Below are 20,177 nucleotides of genomic sequence, written 5' to 3'. Positions count from 1 at the left end.
TTATGAAATATTTGGACGAGGAAATTGCCAAGCTGGAAAAAGAGCAGCGGAGGCAGAAACTTCTACAAGAGCAACCTGTGAAGCCCATAAATGAAGAGGCGAAGGCTTATCCGAGACAAGAAGAGACCCTGAATCATGAAGAAATTATTATAGGGGTTAAAAATGGATTTTTGGATCATGAAATTATACAACTGAATTTTGAAAGATTAAATATCTTGAACACAGGGATAAGCTTGAATTTCCCAAAGGATTATTTTATATGTGCACTTGATACAGAGGAACATTTGGTATTTAACAATAATGATCACGCCATTAACTTCATATTCAATAGTTTTGAAGCTAAAGAAACGTTCTCCATGACTAAAATGAAGACAACGATGATCCAGCAATATAAAGATATGGAAATACCCGTGAACTGGATTGAAGACGGAGTGATGAATAGTCGGCAGCAGGAAGTCAACTATTGCTTGTTTACCAATTATGTTGCAAATGGTGTTGTATTCAATTTTTTAGCTTTTTTGCGGACGGGTTCTAGGCAGCTGCTTATTAATATAAATGGAACTGATCAGAGACGAGATCTCTGGAAAGCGATTGTTGAAGGAATGATAGCAACTTTGGAGGTGGAATCCTGATGAGCTCTCCCATTCTTGCCTATGACAATATTAAAATTAGTCCTTTTGAACAGGTCAAATTAAAAGAATTACAAATCGTTCACGAAGTGAATGAACACGGAAAGCTTACTTTTTCCGGTACGATTACTCAAGAACAAAAAGATCAATATATTCATTCCATTAAGGCGCTTACTCCTGTCGAAGTCGCACAGGTCATGAAAGGTGGTAAACGTAAAGAATTATTTTGTGGTCTAATCAGTAAATTGGAAGTTAGAAAAGTTATGGACGTGTACTATCTGAAGGTAGAAGCATTGACATATTCTCATTTATTAGACATAACAACGAGGACAAAATCTTTCCAAAATCCTTCCCTGGTATATTCCACGCTCGTTCGTGAAGTCGGGAGAGGATATGAAGATTTTGATATGATTTATGCCGCTGATAAGGATGAAAGTATTGGTCCTTTTGTTCTTCAATATCATGAAACGGACTGGGCATTTCTTAAACGAATGGCTGCACGCATGGATACAGTGTTGATGCCCGTTGGGAAATTTAAAAGTATAAAAACCTTTTTTGGTATTCCCGATGATGAAGCGACTGAACGTCTGGAGGATTACAATTACACCGTCAAAAAGAACTTGTCGGATTATTTGGTAAGTTCCAAAAACCATCTGCCGAATGTTCATGAGACGGATTTTATATATTACGAGATTGAAACTCATAAGGTGCTGGGTTTAGGAGACCCCATCCGATTTCATGAGAAACAATATTTTATCCAGAAATGTGTTTCGAAGATGGAAAAAGGGATGATCGTTCATCGTTATACCTTGGCAAGCCGTCTGGGAATCAACCGTGCCAAACCGTATAACGAGCGAATACGGGGCACGTCCATCGGGGGAAGAGTATTAGCAATTAAAAGGGACACGGTGAAAATTCATCTGGAAATTGATAGCCATCAAGATGAAGGACCCGCATACTGGTTTCCCTATTCAACCGTGTACGCTTCTGAAGATGGAAGCGGCTGGTACTGTATGCCTGAGAAAGGGGATAGTGTGAGGATTAACTTACCTACTCAGTGGGAATCTGCTGCTTTTGCGATCAGCTCGGTCAACTCTTATTCAGAAGATGCTGCCCAGCGTCAATCTGGTACAGGAGTTGCGACTAATGTTGGAAGCTCTGGAAGTGGTGCTGGTGGAGGCGGATCATCCGGCGATCGTATGTCTGATCCAAACATCAGATACTTTCGGAATCCGGCGGGCATGGAAGTTAAGCTTACACCTGGTCATGTAGAAATATCTGCTAACAATGGACAAGCGCTTATTAAACTGGATGCAAGCGGGGCTGTGACGATTATTGGACAAAAAGAAGTATCCCTGCACTCTAAAGAAAATGTAAATATTAGGGCTGATAAATCCCTAAAGATGACGGCTACAGATGAAATCGTAATCAGTAGTGATAAAGGCGGAAAAATAACGCTGGATCAGGCCGGGAACGCCAATTTTGCGGGAACCGAGGTATTCACGAATTAGACCAAAAGGGAGGAGTCATCTTGAATCGGAAAGAATCACTTCTGCACCTGAGGGAAAACAGCTTATGGGAATTCCGTGTAGAACAAATCGCAGCTTTGCACGCACATTTGGTCGATCATCGGATGGATCTAGTATCGGATGTTGTTACTGCCTTTCAAGAAATTTGTGCACAGGCGCTAAAGATGCAGACCAGTTGTCAAAAAGGTAAAGCACAATATATACACTTTACTTTTTTCAGGCATCGGGTTCTTAATCGCGATCCCCGCTGCCGTATCAATGTTTATGATCATCAGGGATATGCAGATCCAGTGGAATGTAGTGCTGAATACGATGCAAGCTGGGTGTTCGACTATCTGGATGCCTTCGAAGATCAAATTCGACAAGCAGGCAAACGGTATGTCAACAAAATTCATTCTGCGGATATATCACTAATTAAGCGAGAAGAGGCAGCTTTATATGTTCATTACTTAACCAACTTGGTGAGGCATGCCATGAAGAAAGCTGTGGAGACGGATGAGTTCGCAGCCCTGGCCAAGGAAGAAGAATTATATATTCGGGTGGGTGAGTACAAAGATGCCAATGAACTTGTGTTTAAGTATAACGGCAAGAAGCAGGACAGTGACCAGATTAGAAAAGCACTCAGTCCCAACGAACAGGATCACTATGTACATGAAAACTTCCGGGACATTGATTTAAGCGGAATGGTTTTTAAACTGGTTGATCTGTGTTATTGCTATTTTACAAATAGTTCATTGGTCGGGAGTTACTTGGTCGGTTGTCCTCTCATCGGTGCCGATTTCCGTCATAGCGATCTGACAGAGGCTATATTGGAGCAGAGCTTGATCAATGGCGCGGATTTTCGCGGGGCTAACCTGCGCAAAGCTAAAGTTGAGTCGGTTCAGGGGAGTTTTGTAGTGCCGGAGCGTAGTGCGTTTCACATTCCTCCATTCATGGCAACAAGCTTTGAGGGAGCGAATTTGGAAGAGACGAGCTTTGACTCATCCGATTTGAGAGGTGCGGATTTTCGCGGGGCTGTATTAAACGGTACCAACTTTGCACAAGCCAGCCTGGAAGGTGCCCGATTTTTAAAAACAGATATCGGCCGGTTAAATCTGAATGATCAACAGCTCGCCACGATACAGTTGTGTTCTGAATAAAGTTTAGATGCTTAGGAGGACATATGGAGTATTTCGTGATTTCTCAAGATGAAAGTCTGCAGGGCCATTTAATGACTTTTGAAGGCTTGCGGGCAGCAAACTCCACTTTGGAGGTAACCTCCGATCAAGCGGATGCCATTCATGATCTGACGGTGGTGTTCGTGAACGGCGATACGGATTACGTCTGTCCCGATTTTATCGAGCGTCCAGTGGTTTTGGTATCCGATACGATGAAAAAAGTGTTCGAAATGTACGATGATGACGTCATTTTTAAATGCGCCATACTGACGAATGTAAGTGAAGAATCGCAACGCGTCTACTGGCTTATGCTGGTAGACCGTCTGGATTGTCTGTCAGAACAAACGGAGTTCGATAAAACCGGAGGAGTTAAGCGTATCGTGATTGATCCAGACCGGGCGAAAGGGCATGCGGTATTTCGAATTAAGGGAATTGCAGAAACCACACTTGTCATCAATCTGGATATAGCAGAAAGTCTGCTAAGAAGGGAGCTGTTCGGTATGAAAATTAGCGAGATAGAGACCCATGATAAGGTGATGACAGTATGACCGAATCGGATCAAAGTTTCGTCGTCCATGGTGCCTGTGCGTTCTGTGATCAAGGATCACGCGAAGCAAGAATTATTGTTCCGGAGAGTCACGGAACGTATATTCACAATCAGCCACAATTAGAGAGATATGATTGTGCTCCCAATGTCAATATCCGTCCATTCGGAGTATGCAGAAGCACAAAAAATCCCGCCGTACAAGCTGAAATGAAAAAGGTGGAAGATGAAGTAAAGGCCCCGAAACAAGATGTCGGTTGGTTCAAATCCCTATTTATGAAGGAAGAAGAAATTCCTCTTGAAAAGCTTCCTCCACCACAATGTGTAGCAATGTGTGATCCCAAACTAACGGGTCCCTGGTTGCTTGCGAAAGAAGATGTAAAGATTGGATATGCAGACGCCTTGTTAAACACAAGTATTAATTCCTGCATATATGGCGGAAAAATTAAAATTGTAGATAATGGTCAACCGGTATAATCGGTCATCGCAGAAGGGAGGTATAAAAAATTGGAAGTCCATTATGCGGGATTTATTCTTGATTTTCCATATGAAATTAAGCTGCTGGAGCATCTGAGCTTTACCCATCAATTGAATGATCATGCTGTGCTGCGTTTCAGTACAATTATCCCGGAGCATAGCAACGGAGCTATACAAAAGCTGGGTACAGATGACAAAGTAATGTTGTTTGCTGAGCATCCGAAGACCGGGAAGAAAGGAGAGGCTTTATTTAAAGGCATCATTGCAGAAGCTGCTATGAGTCACGTACAGGGAGTCCACCGTTTGACGATTAAAGCTGTGTCCTATACCTATCAGCTTGATATTCAATGGAAGCAAAGATCTTTTCAAAACAAACAAAAAACGTACGGACAAATTATAGATCAGTTGCTTGAAGATTATCCGGGAGCACGTTGCTCGGATGAGACGACTGCCCATAAGACAACCGGGCAGTTTTTATTGCAATATGATGAAACGGACTGGCAATTTATGAAGCGGCTGGCTTCTCATCTGAAGACTGTGCTTGTATCCGCAGCCGGACATGATACACCGACCTTTTGGCTAGGACTAAGTGACAGCCAAGCGGTTGCCAAGCTGGACATAGATCAATACACGATACAGAGCCAGTTCGGTTCCTCACAACAAGGAAGTGGGGAAACAACAACATTCAAGCTTGAAAGCCGGACAAGGCTCAAGTTAGGGGATTCTGTAGAGTTCCAGCATGAACCCTATATAATCGTGCAGGCGGAAGCAAATGTAACTAAGGGGGAACTATTGTATTCGTATACCTTAGGCTCCCGGAGTGAGATCAGACGGAACACAAAAACGAACCCTAAAATTCAGGGTCTATCACTCGAAGGGAAAATCACTCAGATATCCCGCAATCAAGTCAAGCTACACTTGGACATTGACAACGCCAATGATGAGGCAGGCAGCTGCTGGTTTCCATACTCCACAGGAATGGATAATCAAAGCTCATATTTAATGCCCAAGCCGGGATCAAGTGTGAAGCTGCATTTCCCCACTACGTATGAAACAGGGGCTATTGCCAGCAGCTCGGTCCGCCGGGGGGCAGAGCAAAGTAAATACAGCAAAAAGTCTTCGGACCCGGTTGTGAAATCGTTGACCAATGATTCAGATAAAGAGATGAAATTAACCGGATCGGATATCGTCTTTGCGGCAAATAGTCAGGAAAGCATCAAGCTTCAACTGACAGGTGATGGAAAAGTAGAAATTCTCTCAGACACAGATATGGATATTAAGGCAACTACTGATTTCCTGATTGATAGCTTGGGAAAAATGCCAGCTCCAAAGCGCCTTGAACTGAGCGTGGGAGAGGTTATGGCTATTAGTCGCAGTCCTGTGGAAGAGATAAATCCGAGCCAGTTCATCTGGATCGAACAAGCGGCTTATGTGCAAGCGGCAAAAGTCTATCACGAAGGTGAACCGGGAAAACCGCCTACTGCACAATATGATGATAGCGCGCAACTCAAAGCTGACAAAGAGCAGATGGATGCCATTAATCAACAGGCTAAGGCTACACGTCAGCAATTGGTTGACAAGATTGAGGCAGGCAGATCTAAAATTGGGTTTGCACAGGTAGCCATGATTGTGGGGGCAGTCGCTATCGGTGTGGCAGCCGTCGTGCTTTCGGGCGGTCTGGCTACTCCTTTGGTTGTGGCTGCAGCAGGTGGAGCAATGTCAACGGCTGCTACGATAACGGCCACAACGGCAGTCATAGCTGGAGCCACGGCAATGACAGTTGCAGCCAGCGAGTACAGTGAAGGAACTAGCGACATCGCTAAAGCCAGACAAGGTGATCTGTCCCAGTCTTATAATTTTGCACGAGATACGTGGCTTGGCGGGAATAAGGAACTCTATAATGCTGTAAAATACGGATCCGTTATGGTTGCAGCGGGCGGAACTTTTGTGTTGACAGGCGGAGCTGCAAGTCTTATTATGCCCGCTATTGGCGGTGGACTTAATTTAGGGATAACATTGGGTTTTGATCGAAATCTTCGGCCTGGTGAAACTTTACTAAGCCATTACATGAGTAGCTTTACCAACGGGTTCGTCAGCGGTGGAATAGCCGGGAAATTTTTTAGTGGATTAAAATGTGGTGCCAGTGCAATCAACATATACTCACGGAGCGTGGCTGCGGGCTTTACCGCCGGAACGGTTCAGGATGTGATGAGTACTGGACAAACAGATGTAACGTCTAATCTGACCCGAAGTGCGGTAGGGGGCGCTTTTTCCTTTTTGGGCAATACCAAGGCAAGCACCTATGTTTCTTCCGTGGTAGGAGATATGCTAGGGTCCATGGCCGATGACTATCGAAAGCATGGGAATGTGAAGGAATCGCTAACGATCGACAATTTAAAAAAGTCCCTGATATCCAGCCTCGGCAATCTCGTTACACGCATAGATCCGGTAGATGTTGTTAAAGGTAGATTTTATTTTACGGCAACAGATTTGGTAGTTTATGATATCGGCCCGTCGATTGAGATGGTCCGTACGTATAACTCCATTCATCCGGTTGCAGGGACAACGGGCAAAGGGTTTACTTTTACCTATGAAAGCTCGCTCCAACGGGTGAAGGATCATATTCTGGTCATATGTACAGACGGACACTATGAAAGCTTTATTCTTCAGGATGACCAATGGGTTAACGAGAGGGGAGGCAAGCAGGAATATGCTCTCACAGAAAACATCGGAACGCGGGAGTATGTATTGCAGGATCTGCAACGTAATGCATACTTATACGATTTCGAAGGTCGTCTGCTACGCATAACCGATCGTTCCGGGAACCAGACCGTGCTTCATTATAACCATGATGGACTGTACAAGTTGACCACGCCAGGCGGAAAAGAAATCAAATTCACTTATGAAGCCGGCAAGCTACATCAGATTACCGATAACATTGGCAGAACGGTAATGTATGAGTACAAGGGAGATTGGCTGACCCGGGTTACTTATCCGAATGGTGGAACGACCACATACGAATATGACAGCCAAGGATATATAGATACGATTACCGACCAAAACGGACATAGGTATGTCCGAAATCAATATGACCATCATGGCCGGGTTACCAGGCAGTGGGACGCGGACGATCAGGTTACGGATATCGAATACGACGATGCGGAACGGAGAACCACTTTTACGTATCATGCCACAGGAGTCGTCGAGAAATTTGAATACAATGCCGATGATCTGGTGACGGATACGATCTACAGTGATGGAACTCGCGAGTCCTTTACGTATGATGCGTACCAAAATAAATCAAGTCATACGGATACGATGGGGCACACCACAAAGTGGGCATATAATATCTTTGGTAATCTTGTGGAAGAAATACGTCCAGACGGAACACGTACTGAGCGTCAATACGACCAGGATCATAACGTGACCCAGATTGAAGTTAACGGCGTAACAGAGAAATGGTTCACATATGACGCTGTGGGAAGATTGACCGAAGAGAAGTCCAGCATTGGAGACGGAAATCAGGCGGTCATTTCTTATACGTATGATTCACACGGCCGAGTATTGAGCAGCACGGATGCACTCGGTCACACGACAGTTTATTCGTATGAGACAGGCCATACGGACTCACCAACCCGGGTACGAGATGCCGAAGGCAATGAGTACCGATACACGTTTGATGAGGCTGCGCGGGTGATGAGCATTACCACGGACTATGGGACGGTAGAGTTTGAATATAACCATTTGAACAAGCGTACACGTATCGTAGATGCCGAAGGCAACACTACATTGATGTTCTATGATAAGATGGGCAATTTGGTCAAAAAAGTGCTCCCTAACGATTATGTTGCCCGTATAGATAATGGCAAAGGCACCGAATATCGTTACGATGCGATGGATCGTCTGGTCCGGATGACGGACCTGGCGCAGAACGTATCCCGTACTCGGTATGACATTAATGATAACATTTTAAAAGAGATTGACCCGAATCACTATAACCACGCGGAAGACGATGGACTCGGAACAGAGTACGAGTACGACCATCGGGGGCGCAGGATCAAGGTGATGTACCCAGATGGTGGCATCGCTCGCATGAAATACGACGCTGCCGGGAATATGAGCAAAATGATCTTACCGGAACCTTATGATCCGATGATTGATGATGGACCGGGCACCGAGTATGCATATGATGTCATGAATCGTTTGGTTCAGATCACCGATGCAGAAGGTCATGTCAGCCGCAGGTTTGTGTATGATTATGCAGGGCGTGTGGTAAAAGCCATTGATGCCAAAGGCTATGCTCGTGGAACAAACGATAGTGAACGTTTTGGCACGCTTTATGTGTACAATACGGCAGGCTGGTTAATTGAAAAGCGTGAGCCCGTTGAGGAAGCCAGGGAAGAAAGCTCAGGAGAAGCTGTCAGCGCGGGTCCCATTCAGTATCGCCTGACCTTGTACCGTTATGACCAAGCCGGAAACCTGCTGGAAGAGAAACGGACACAGGAGTATGTCAGCGAAACGGATTATGCGGAGAACTATCAAAGTGTTCGTTACAGCTATGACCGGAATCATCGGGTAATTGCCATTGCGGATGATACCGGTGCGGAGATTCGCTATACGTACGATTGTCTGAACCAGAAAACGTCGGAAAGGCAGAAACTGAACGAGCAAAAGGATCGGTTCATTCGCTACGAATATAACAAAGCCGGATGGCTGCAACGGCGGGTGGAAGTGCTGAATGCTGAAGATCTGACCGATCGTGTACCGGGCTTGGTGGATGCTGTCACTTCTTACGGTTATGACCGCAACGGCAATGTGGTCCAGATTGTGACTCCGGAAGGGTATCAAACCGAGATTAGCTATGATGCCGTGGATCGAATGGTTCAGATCAGCCGCCGGGAGGGTAAAGACGCCCGGACCAGCAGCGTCTATTTGAAATACGACCGCACGGGTAACGTGATCGAAGAGACGGATACGAATGGCAGTAAGGTAACCTATGCGTATGATCCGATGAATCGGCGTATCCGCATGATCGGGAAACGTGGCGGAACGACCCGTCTGTTCTATGACAAGACGGGGAATATCGTGAAGCAAGTCACGCCGAATCAGTATGATCCGGCTACTGACGATGGACCGGGGATGACCTTCACTTATGACCGCCTGAGTCGATTAATTGAGGTGGCTGACCCATATGGCCAGATCATGGAGCGTAGCCGATACAATGAGTTCGGTGAACTGGTCGGCAAAATGGAGGGTGGCGTTGGAGTGGAATACACGTACACCCTGGGTGGCCGAGTGAAGCAAGTACTGGTACCAGCCAAGGCAGGACAAGGCATCGTAAAGCAAGAATATATATATGATGCGGCAGGCAACATTACAGGCATTCGAGATGGTGAAGGCCATCTGACCCGTCATACCGTAGACGGCTGGGGCAAGATCACGGCCCTTCACAAAGCGGACGGTAGCACGGAGCGATACAGCTACGACTATGCGGGGAATGTTGTCAGCTCGACGGACGGAAACGGTCAAACGACGCAGTATGACTACAATAGCTTGGGCAAGCTGTCTGCTATACAAGACTCGGGCCAGCAGAAGATGCTGTACCAGTATGACACCGAAGGCCGCTTGGCCCGCCAAACGGACCGTAACGGCAAAGTCATGGAGTATGCATATAACTTCAATGACCAGTTGATCAAGCGTCGTGAGATGTCGAGTGGCATGGAAGAAACCTACGTGTACCGGGAAGACGGTCTGCTTCAAACGGCGACAAACGAGCATACGCAATATGATTATACGTACAATGAAGATGGTTTGCTGACGGGCAAATATATGAGCAGCAGCAGTGGAAATATGAGCGAAGCGTTTGCCAGCCTGATGAGCAACAACGAGGCAGAAGATCGTAGGCCGGGCCATAAAATACTGGCTTACGAATATGATGTGGCAGGCAACCGGATTGCTCAGACGGATGCGGGGGGCCGGACTACGGAATACCGTTATGATTTGGCTGGACGTGTCTCCGAGATCCGACAGGATCAAGAACTGCTGGCGAAGTATGGATACGTACACGGCAACCGTGTGGCTTCCATTTTGTATGGCAACGGCATAGAGATGGCATACGACTATGATGCAGATGGAAATGTCTCGAAGCTGTTAGCGCAATCGCCAGACGGAAGTCCGCTCCTACAGCACCGTTATGAATATGATAACAACGGTCACCAGATCGCCCGGGATGAAAACGGAAAACGAACAAAATATCGCTACGATGCCATAGGGCAACTGGTGGAAGCGGAATACCCGGGATGGGGGGCGGAACGTTTATCCTATGATGCGGTGGGGAATCGGTTAACTCGGCTATGGAACGACCACAAAGCGAGCTATACGTACGATTCACGCAACCGTTTGCTGTCCGTTTTGGAAGAGGCGCTAGGTGAAGTTTCGGATTCGGGAGCGGGATCGCGAGAACAGCAGACGCGTTACGAATATGATGCGCAGGGGAACCTGCTGCGAGAGCGAAGCGGACAGGAAAGTATCTCGTATGCCTATGATGCCTTTAACCGCACGGTGAAGGCAGAGAAGTCCGACGGTAGCTATATCCGCCATCTATATGATCCGGAAGGACTTCGCAATGGCGTAGAAGAGAACGGAACCCATCGTCGATTTGTGTATGACGGCTGGTATATGGTGAACGAGCTGGATGAGCAAGCCCGAGTCCAGGCCTCATTTGTACGCGGACATGAATGGTTGGCCCGGGTGGACGAGGTAGGAAATCCGTCTTATTATGTAAATAACCCACACGGGGATGTCCTGCATCTGACCGACCGTAAGGGCGGAATTCAGAACAGCTACGAATACGATGCATTCGGGAATACGCTGTCGATGGCAGAGCAGATCGAAAACCGCTTCCGCTATGCGGGAGAGGCGTGGGACAGTGTAACGCAGCAGTATTACCTGCGGGCGCGTTATTACAATCCGGCCATTGCCCGCTTTACGCAGGAAGATACGTATCGCGGAGATGGATTGAATCTCTATGCGTATGTAGGGAATAACCCGATTCACTACGTGGACCCGAGTGGGTACATGTGTGAGGAAAAAGGGAATGTTTATGATGGTAATAACAAATTTGGAACGGACGCATCTGAAAGTACTTTATTGCTTTCAGGACCTAAAACAGCTACACAGCGTCGAAATAGTCCCGGCACAGTAACTGGTGGATATAGAGCGAAGGATTACGAAAAGATCCTAATAGGAACACACGGAAACATTGGTCGCATACCTAAAGAAGTAGCATCGCAGCTACAAGGAAAATCATTCAAAAACTTCAGTGATTTCCAAAAATCTTTTTGGAAATCAGTAGCGAACAGCAAATATGCTGATGAGTTTACTTCTTACCACAAAGCCAATTTAACCAGAATGAAAAATGGTAATGCGCCTTTTGCTGATAAAACCCAACAATCTGGACGGGCTTGGCCACAAATGGTATATAATATTCATCATACAACCCCTATAGGAAGAGGAGGTGCGGTATACAATTTAGACAACCTTTTAATTGTAGCTCCACGTACTCATGCTGAAATACTAGATGTCACATATCATGGATACAATGGATTTAAAAAGCATAAATAAATAATGGAGAGGAGCACAAAATTTTTATGTCAAAAGATAAAGTACCCTTCTTTCGATTACAGCCAAATGCATATGATAATGGAATTTTCGAAAGGGTTTCTATGAAAATATGTCCAATTTGCAAACAAGAAACTGAATACATTTATGCGGGTCCCTTTTACTCTATTGAGGATGTGCATGAGATGTGTCCTTGGTGTATTCATAATGGAACTGCTGCTACAAAGTACAAGGGAGTCTTCCAAGCTGCTGTAGAGTATAATGGGGGATTACTCTCTATTACTTACGATGATCAAAATGAAGATTTTATGTATTTTTTAGACTACGAAGAAATTCCTAAAATTAATGATAAAGAATTAGATGAATTATTGTTTCGGACGCCAGGTTATGTGTCATGGCAAGAGTCTCAGTGGTTATCCAAAGACAATGAGTTGTATGCTTTTATTGAATATCTTGATTCACAGAAATTAGGTGATATGAGAGAGCAGTTAGGAGATGCGATAGTTCAAGCTGAAGCCAAATATGGTATCTCATTAGACGGTTCAGCAGAAGATGCAGGTATATATCTTTTTAAATCTTTAAGAGATGATAAGTATAAATTACATGTTGATTTCACTTAAAGGTTTTATACCTTTTTATTTTATGGATTGTAATTTGAAGTGCGACACCTGTTAAAAAGGTAGACTAGAATAATTTGATAAATTTGAAAAAATCATAGATGAACTGGAGGCTTATTCCACTCGAAATATGAGTTGGAATAAGCCTTTTTGTGTGCAGAAAAACGAAAGGAGAGAAGACAAAGGGACAATAAATTACCCATCAGAGCATTAGGTTTAATAAGTATAAGCAAAGATGGCGCATCATACGCTGACTGTAGACAGAGGAATTGTGAAGATAAGGACAGTAAAAGAGATTGAACCGAATTACTATAATCACGCGGAAGATGATGGACCCGGAACAGAGTACGACCACCGGGGACGCAGGATCAAGGCGATGTATCCGGACGGTGGCATCGCTCGCATGAAATACGATGCTGCCGGGAATAGGATCAAAACAGTCTTACCGGAACATTATGATCTGATTGTTGATGATGGACCGGGCACTGAGTATGTATATGATGTCATGAATCGTTTGGTTCAGATCACCGATGCAGAAGGTCATGTCAGCCGCCGATTCGTGTATGATCATGCAGGGCGTGTAATAAAGGCCATTGATGCCAAGGGCTATGCTAGTGGAACAAACGATAATGAACGTTTTGGCACGCTTTATGTGTACAATACGGCAGGCTGGTTAATTGAAAAGCGTGAGCCTGTGGAGGAAGCCGGGGAAGAAAGCTCAGGAGGAGCTGTCAGCACGGGTCCCATTCAGTATCGCCTGACCTTGTACCGTTATGATCAAGCTGGAAACCTGCTGGAAGAGAAGCGTACACAGGAGTATGTTAGCGAAACGGGTTATGCGGAGAACTATCAAAGTGTTCGTTACAGCTATGACCGGAATCATCGGGTGGTCGCCATTGCGGATGATACTGGAGCGGAAATTCGCTATACGTACGATTGTCTGAACCAGAAAACGTCGGAAAGACAGAAACTGAACGAGCAAAAGGATCGGTTCATCCGTTACGAATATAACAAAGCTGGATGGCTGCAACGGCGTGTGGAAGTGCTGAACGCTGAAGATCTGACCGATCATGTACCGGGCTTGGTGCATGCTGTCACTTCTTACGGTTATGACCGTAACGGCAATGTGGTCGAGATCATAACTCCGGAAGGGTATCACACCGAGATCAGCTACGATGCCGTGGATCGAATGGCTCAGATCAGCCGCCGGGAGGGGGAAGGTGCCCGAGCAAGCAGCGTCTATTTGAAATACGACTGCACGGGTAACGTGATCGAAGAGACGGATACGAACGGCAGCAAGGTAACCTATGCGTATGATCCGATGAACCGGCGTATCCGCATGATCGGAAAACGTGGCGGAACGACCCGTCTGTTCTATGACAAGACGGGGAATATCGTGAAGCAAGTCACGCCGAATCAGTATGATCCGGCTGTCGATGATGGGCCGGGAATGACCTTCACCTATGACCGCCTGAACCGGTTAATTGAAGTGGCTGATCCGTATGGCCAGATCATCGAGCGTAGCCGGTATAATGAGTTCGGTGAACTGGTTAGCAAAATGGAAGGTGGCGTTGGAGCCGAATATACGTACACCCTTGGTGGCCGAGTGAAGCAAGTGATGACATCAGGTGCCGCAGGACAAGGTATCGTTAGGCAAGAATATATATATGATGCGGCAGGTAACATTACCGGCATTCGGGATGGTGAAGGCCATCTGACTCGCCATACCGTAGACGGCTGGGGTAAGATCACGGCCCTCCACAAAGCGGACGGTAGCACGGAGCATTACCGCTACGACTATGCGGGGAATATCGTCAGCTCGACGGACGGAAACGGTCAAACAACGCAGTATGACTACAACAGCTTGGGCAAGCTGTCTGCTATACAAGACCCGGGCCAGCAGAAGATGCTGTACCAGTATGACACCGAAGGCCGCTTGGCCCGCCAAACGGACCGTAACGGTAAGGTTATTGAGTATGCATATAACTTCAATGACCAGTTGATCAAGCGGCGTGAGATGTCGAGTGGCATGGAAGAAAACTACGTGTACCGGGAAGACGGTCTGCTGCAAACGGCGGCAAACGAGCATACGCGATATGATTATACGTACAATGAAGATGGTTTGCTGAAGGGTAAATATGTGAGCAGCAGCAGTGGGAATATGAGCGCAGCGTTTGCCAGCCTGATGAGTAACAACGCGGCAGAAGATCGTGGGTCAGGTCGTAAAATATTGGCTTATGAGTATGATGCGGAAGGCAACCGGATTGCTCAGACTGATGCAGGGGGCCGAACCACCGAATACCACTACGATCTGGCTGGACGTGTCTCCGAGATCCGACAGGATGAAGAGCTGCTGGCGAAGTATGGATACGTGCACGGTAACCGTGTGGCTTCCATTTTGTATGGTAACGGCATTGAGATGGCATATGACTATGATGCGGATGGAAATGTCTCGAAGCTGCAAGCTCAATCGCCAGACGGAAGTCCGCTCCTACGGCACCGTTACGAATATGATAACAATGGGCACCAGATCGCCCGGGATGAAAACGGAAAACGAACAAAGTATCGCTACGATGCCATAGGGCAATTGGTGGAAGCCGAATACCCGGAATGGGGAACGGAACGTTTATCCTATGATGCGGTGGGAAATCGGCTAAGTCGGATGTGGAACGATCACAAAGCGAGTTATACGTACGATTCCCGTAATCGACTGCTGTCGGTTTTGGAAGAGGCGCTGGGTGAAGTTTCGGGTTCGGGAGCAGGATCGCGAGAACAGCAGACGCGTTACGAATATGATTCCCAAGGGAATCTGCTGCGAGAGCGAAGCGGACAGGGAAGTATCTCGTATGCTTACGATCCCTTTAACCGAACGGTGAAGGCAGAGAAGTCGGACGGTAGCTATATCCGCCATCTATATGATCCGGAAGGACTTCGCAATGGCGTAGAAGAGAACGGAACCCATCGTCGATTTGTGTATGACGGTTGGCATATGGTGAACGAACTGGATGAGCAAGCCCGAATCCAGGCCTCATTTGTACGCGGACATGAACTGTTGGCCCGGGTGGACGAGGTAGGGAATCCGTCTTATTATGTAAATAACACACACGGGGATGTCCTGCATCTGACCGACCGTAAGGGCAGAATTCAGAATAGCTACGCCTACGATGCGTTCGGGAATACGCTGTCGATGGCAGAGCAGATCGAGAACCGCTTCCGCTATGCGGGAGAGCCGTGGGACAGCGTAACGCAGCAGTATTACCTGCGTGCGCGTTTCTACAATCCGGCCATTGCCCGCTTTACCCAGGAAGATACGTATCGTGGGGATGGATTGAATCTGTATGCGTATGTAGGGAATAATCCGCTCACGTATGTGGACCCGAGTGGATACATGTGTGAGGAAAAAGGGAATGTTTATGATGGTAATAAAAAGAAAGGTTCTTTAAATAATGAGGGGACAGGAGATACAGGAGTAAGTGGATGGTTGATTGGGAAAAATGGCGAGGTAAACTGGAAGAGCAGACCTAACTTTGGGCATACTTTTGAAACACATGGCGCGGGCAAGAAGAATTTAGAGTCATTGAAAGGACGAGCAAGAACTGTTAATGAACTGGGAGAAATGACAGAACAAGGCCAATGGCTTGATAATCAAAAAGCAGCAGATTTTTTAAATTCGTATGGTAAAGTTGATAAGCCAACCATTGTAAACATACCAGAGGGATTAGGACAAGTAATAAAACCTTCTTGGGATATAGTACCAGCTACAAAAGCCGTTATTATCCCTAGTTCAAAAACAGGCAAATTAATAACTTCATACCCTGTAAGTGAAACATTTAAATTAAAATGATAGTCCCTGAATCCGTAATCGTCATTTTTAGAAACAAGAGATTTACGGGGATTTGTGAAGTATATCCTGCGATTTGCTTGAGAAATTCATAAAATCTCAATTTTTTTCTGATATTCTCTTGTTTTCTCTGAATCTCAATTTTCCTCTGCCATGGATTCAGTCAGGTAGGTAATAAATAAAGGAGGAGAAATTCAGTGTTTAGTATGTATTTACAGCATAAAAACAACTTTGATAAAGTGACAATTGAAGAAAAAGAATATGATGATGAGCTCGATGATGAAACTAGTATAATATCTGACATTTGTAAATATCTACATCAAACTGGAGATATTGATTTTATTGTTTCAGGTTTTGGAAGTGAGCGATGGCCTGTAGATTGTAAATTCGACCTTCCATTAATTATTGAGGAATTGCCAGAAATAATTCAAAATCTCAATAAAAATGAATACAACTTCTGCTTAGGTTTTTATGAGCAAGGTGTGATGAGGGAAATAGTCTTTAGTGATGAAGAAGGTGGAAAGCTACAGTTAGAATGCAAAAGTTTAATGCATGGATGGTCACCTTCACCATCATGTATAGCAATGGAAAAGCCAACTGTGAAAAAAATGATAGAAGAGTTGTTTGGAAATTTTATTGCTTATAGCCAAAAGGTATGTCCAGAACTATTGAGTGAAAAGCTTTTTAGGGATTGGATATCTATGTACAATATTGCTCATATATTAGAATAAGATCCTGAGTGCTTGTGAATCCTTGGGGTAAGGTAAAATCCACAATGGTTTTAAGGAATGGACAGAAGAAGAAATAAATACTATGGATCTTGATTGGGACTGCCCCCCATTTGTGAGACAGGGATCAAAACACCTTGCAAGTCTAAGTAGCCAGTCGCCGGGAATCAATCGGTGACTGGTTATTTAGTTTCGCTTGAATCCGAATAGAGTTATAGTAGGTAATGTAGTCTCGAACGGTTTGTTCAACGATTGCCGTCGTTGTACATGTGAGACCTTCGGGATAGAACGTTTCAGACTTTAGCCTGGAACGAAACGATTCGATGGGGGCATTATCAGCGGGCGTACCCTTGCGGGACATGCTCATGGTAATGCCTTTTCCTTTGACGGCTGTTTGATAGGCCTCCGATGTGTATACGATGCCCTGATCGCTATGAAGCATCGTACCTGGCAGGGTTGGCAGTTGATTCAGCGTATCTAGAACAAACGTCGTATCTTGCTTGTCTGCTATACTGTAAGCGACAATCTCACTGTTGTATAAGTCCAAAATGCTTGACAGGTACAACGTTTTTCCACCAAACGGCAAATACGTAATATCCGTGACGAGTTTTTGAATGGGTGCATCAGCACCGAATTGACGCTTTAACTGATGCTCCGCGATTTGCACAGGCTGTCTGGTTGGCTTACGTTTCTTCACCCTGACTCGGCACTGTAACCTTTCGCGCTGCATAATCTGCTGTACACGTTTGTGATTGATGGTCTGTTTTCTTCTAAGTAGCGCAGTGATCTTTCGATATCCGCAACGAAATTGATGTTGAGTGCAGAGGTCCCGTATCTTCTCGACCGTGTGATCTATGGGCTTAGTCCCGTATACTGCTTTCCAACGATAGTATTTCGAGCGGGCAATCCTCAGGCTAGAATTATCGTGGCAACGGTCAAACGACACAGTATGACTACAACAGCTTGGGCAAGCTGTCTGCTATACAAGACCCGGGCCAGCAGAAGATGCTGTACCAGTATGACACCGAAGGCCGCTTGGCCCGCCAAACGGACCGTAACGGCAAGGTCATAGAGTATGCCTATAACTTCAATGATCAGTTGATCAAGCGGCGTGAAATGTCGAGTGGTATGGAAGAATCCTACATGTACCGGGAAGACGGTCTGCTGCAAACGGCGACTAACGAGCATACGCGATATGATTATACGTACAATGAAGATGGTTTGCTGACGGGCAAATATATGAGCAGCAGCAGTGGAAATATGAGTGCAGCGTTTGCCAGCCTGATGAGTAACAACACGGCAGAAGATCGTGGGTCAGGTCGTAAAATACTGGCTTATGAATATGATGTGGAAGGCAACCGGATTGCTCAGACCGATGCGGGTGGCCGGTCTACGGAATACCGTTATGATTTGGTTGGGCGTGTCTCCGAGATCCGACAGGATGAAGAGCTGCTGGCGAAGTATGGATACGTACACGGCAACCGTGTGGCTTCCATTTTGTATGGTAACGGCGTTCAGATGGCATATAACTATGATGCGGATGGAAATGTCTCGAAGTTGCAAGCTCAATCGCCAGACGGAAGTCCGCTTCTACAGCACCGTTACGAATATGATAACAACGGTCACCAGATCGCTCGGGACGAAAACGGAAAACGAACAAAGTATCACTACGACGCCATAGGGCAATTGGTAGAAGCCGAATACCCGGGATGGGGAACGGAACGTTTATCCTATGATGCGGTGGGAAGTCGGCTAAGTCGGATGTGGAACGAACATAAAGCGAGTTATACGTACGATTCACGTAACCGATTGCTGTCGGTTTTGGAAGAAGCGCTGGGTGAAGGTTCGGATCAGGAAACGGGAGCGCGAGGACAGCAGACGCGTTACGAATATGATCCGCAGGGAAACTTACTGCGAGAGCGAAGCGGACAGGAAAGTATCTCGTATACCTATGATGCCTTTAACCGAACAGTGAGAGCAGAGAAGTCCGACGGTAGCTATATCCGCCATTTATATGATCCGGAAGGACTGCGAAACGGAGTCGAGGAGAACGGCACGCATCGTCGATTTGTGTATGACGGCTGGCATATGGTGAACGAACTGGATGAGCAAGCCCGAGTTCAGGCCTCATTTGTACGCGGACATGAATGGTTGGCCCGGGTGGACGAGGTAGGGAATCCGTCTTATTATGTAAATAACCCACACGGAGATGTCCTGCATCTGACCGACCGTAAGGGCGGAATTCAGAACAGCTACGCATACGATGCGTTCGGGAATACGCTGTCAGTGGCAGAGCAGATTGAGAACCGATTCCGCTATGCGGGAGAGGCGTGGGACAGCGTAACGCAGCAGTATTACCTGCGTGCGCGTTTTTACAATCCGGCCATTGCCCGCTTTACCCAGGAAGATACGTATCGCGGAGACGGACTGAATCTCTATGCGTATGTAGGGAATAACCCGATCCACTACGTGGACCCGAGTGGATACATGTCTAAGCAGAAAAGTGATGTGTACGAAGGGAATAAGAATAGCCCATACGGTACCGAGGGTAAGAACCCACCTCTTCTTGACAGACCAATGGCAGGAGATAACATTGGCGTTAATCTCAGAGGTGAGGGGACGGGGACTTCTTCACGAAAGTTTGAATTTAATACAACTTCATCTGGACAGAGAACATATGCAGATTTACAGGGTAGAAATATTTTGGAGGGTTCACCTTTACCTGCAGATGAGATGATAGTAATAGCTGGAAAGGGAGGCCACCTCAAATTAAGACCGGGTTTTGATGACAAACCACTGGGGAGTATTAATAAACCGGGGAAATCAGGTTTCTTATTCACCACAGCTCAAGTGGAAAGTGAGTATACAAAAATGTTTGGTGATGGTTGGACAAAAAAACAGGTACAGAAATAACAGGCAAGTGTCGAACAAATTAGAAATGCTAGTTTTGATGTACTATATGCTCAACGAGTAGAAATCCATATCATATAAGGATTATATCTAAAAGAAAGATATTTAATGAGGAAGGGCTAAAG

The 20,177-nt window shown here is 45.9% G+C and carries 10 protein-coding genes and 1 pseudogene; 10 read left to right on the top strand and 1 reads right to left on the bottom strand.

The genetic code is table 11. The annotated features are described in order from the left end of the window. The first annotated feature begins 2 nt into the window (after positions 1 to 2). From BAZ21_RS20960 to BAZ21_RS20920, 9 genes are all read left to right on the top strand, one after another. Positions 3 to 632, top strand: a complete 630-nt coding sequence (locus BAZ21_RS20960; RefSeq protein WP_068504824.1) for a hypothetical protein — start codon at positions 3 to 5, stop codon at positions 630 to 632. Then, entirely contained in the window at positions 632 to 2,140 is a 1,509-nt protein-coding gene (locus tag BAZ21_RS20955; RefSeq protein ID WP_068504822.1) for a contractile injection system protein, VgrG/Pvc8 family, read from the top strand. The genes BAZ21_RS20960 and BAZ21_RS20955 overlap by 1 nt, the downstream gene beginning before the upstream one ends. Before the next feature lie 20 nt (positions 2,141 to 2,160). After that, positions 2,161 to 3,297: a pentapeptide repeat-containing protein gene (locus BAZ21_RS20950; RefSeq protein WP_068504820.1), complete on the top strand. Its 1,137-nt coding sequence runs from the start codon at positions 2,161 to 2,163 to the stop codon at positions 3,295 to 3,297. 23 nt (positions 3,298 to 3,320) lie between these two features. Further along, entirely contained in the window at positions 3,321 to 3,863 is a 543-nt protein-coding gene (locus BAZ21_RS20945) for an imm11 family protein (protein WP_068504818.1), read from the top strand. After that, on the top strand, positions 3,860 to 4,336 hold the full coding sequence (locus BAZ21_RS20940) for a DUF4280 domain-containing protein (protein WP_068504817.1): 477 nt from the start codon (positions 3,860 to 3,862) through the stop codon (positions 4,334 to 4,336). The genes BAZ21_RS20945 and BAZ21_RS20940 overlap by 4 nt, the downstream gene beginning before the upstream one ends. Positions 4,337 to 4,366: 30 nt before the next feature. Next, positions 4,367 to 11,959, top strand: coding sequence for an RHS repeat-associated core domain-containing protein (locus BAZ21_RS20935; protein WP_068504814.1), 7,593 nt, complete (start codon positions 4,367 to 4,369; stop codon positions 11,957 to 11,959). 26 nt (positions 11,960 to 11,985) lie between these two features. Continuing rightward, positions 11,986 to 12,576: a CbrC family protein gene (locus BAZ21_RS20930; protein ID WP_068504812.1), complete on the top strand. Its 591-nt coding sequence runs from the start codon at positions 11,986 to 11,988 to the stop codon at positions 12,574 to 12,576. A gap of 232 nt (positions 12,577 to 12,808) precedes the next feature. Beyond that, positions 12,809 to 16,417, top strand: a complete 3,609-nt coding sequence (locus BAZ21_RS20925; RefSeq protein WP_068504811.1) for an RHS repeat-associated core domain-containing protein — start codon at positions 12,809 to 12,811, stop codon at positions 16,415 to 16,417. Between the two features lie 194 nt (positions 16,418 to 16,611). Beyond that, on the top strand, positions 16,612 to 17,145 hold the full coding sequence (locus BAZ21_RS20920; RefSeq protein WP_068504808.1) for a hypothetical protein: 534 nt from the start codon (positions 16,612 to 16,614) through the stop codon (positions 17,143 to 17,145). Between the two features lie 142 nt (positions 17,146 to 17,287). Here the strand turns inward: BAZ21_RS20920 and BAZ21_RS20915 are convergent. Next, positions 17,288 to 18,055 (bottom strand): annotated as a pseudogene (locus tag BAZ21_RS20915) (IS3 family transposase); the annotation flags it as partial. A gap of 50 nt (positions 18,056 to 18,105) precedes the next feature. Between BAZ21_RS20915 and BAZ21_RS20910 the strand changes: the two are divergent. Continuing rightward, positions 18,106 to 20,055 carry an RHS repeat domain-containing protein gene (locus BAZ21_RS20910; RefSeq protein WP_068504803.1) on the top strand — a complete coding sequence of 650 codons (1,950 nt, stop codon included), beginning with the start codon at positions 18,106 to 18,108 and terminating at the stop codon, positions 20,053 to 20,055. The last annotated feature ends 122 nt before the right edge of the window (positions 20,056 to 20,177 follow it).

Origin of the sequence: Paenibacillus kribbensis (assembly GCF_001705305.1) — a bacterium.
In the GTDB taxonomy this organism is placed as follows: Bacteria; Bacillota; Bacilli; order Paenibacillales; family Paenibacillaceae; genus Paenibacillus; species Paenibacillus kribbensis_B.
The sequence above is the reverse complement of the archived record's forward strand: the minus strand, read 5'-3'. Positions and strand labels throughout refer to the sequence as shown.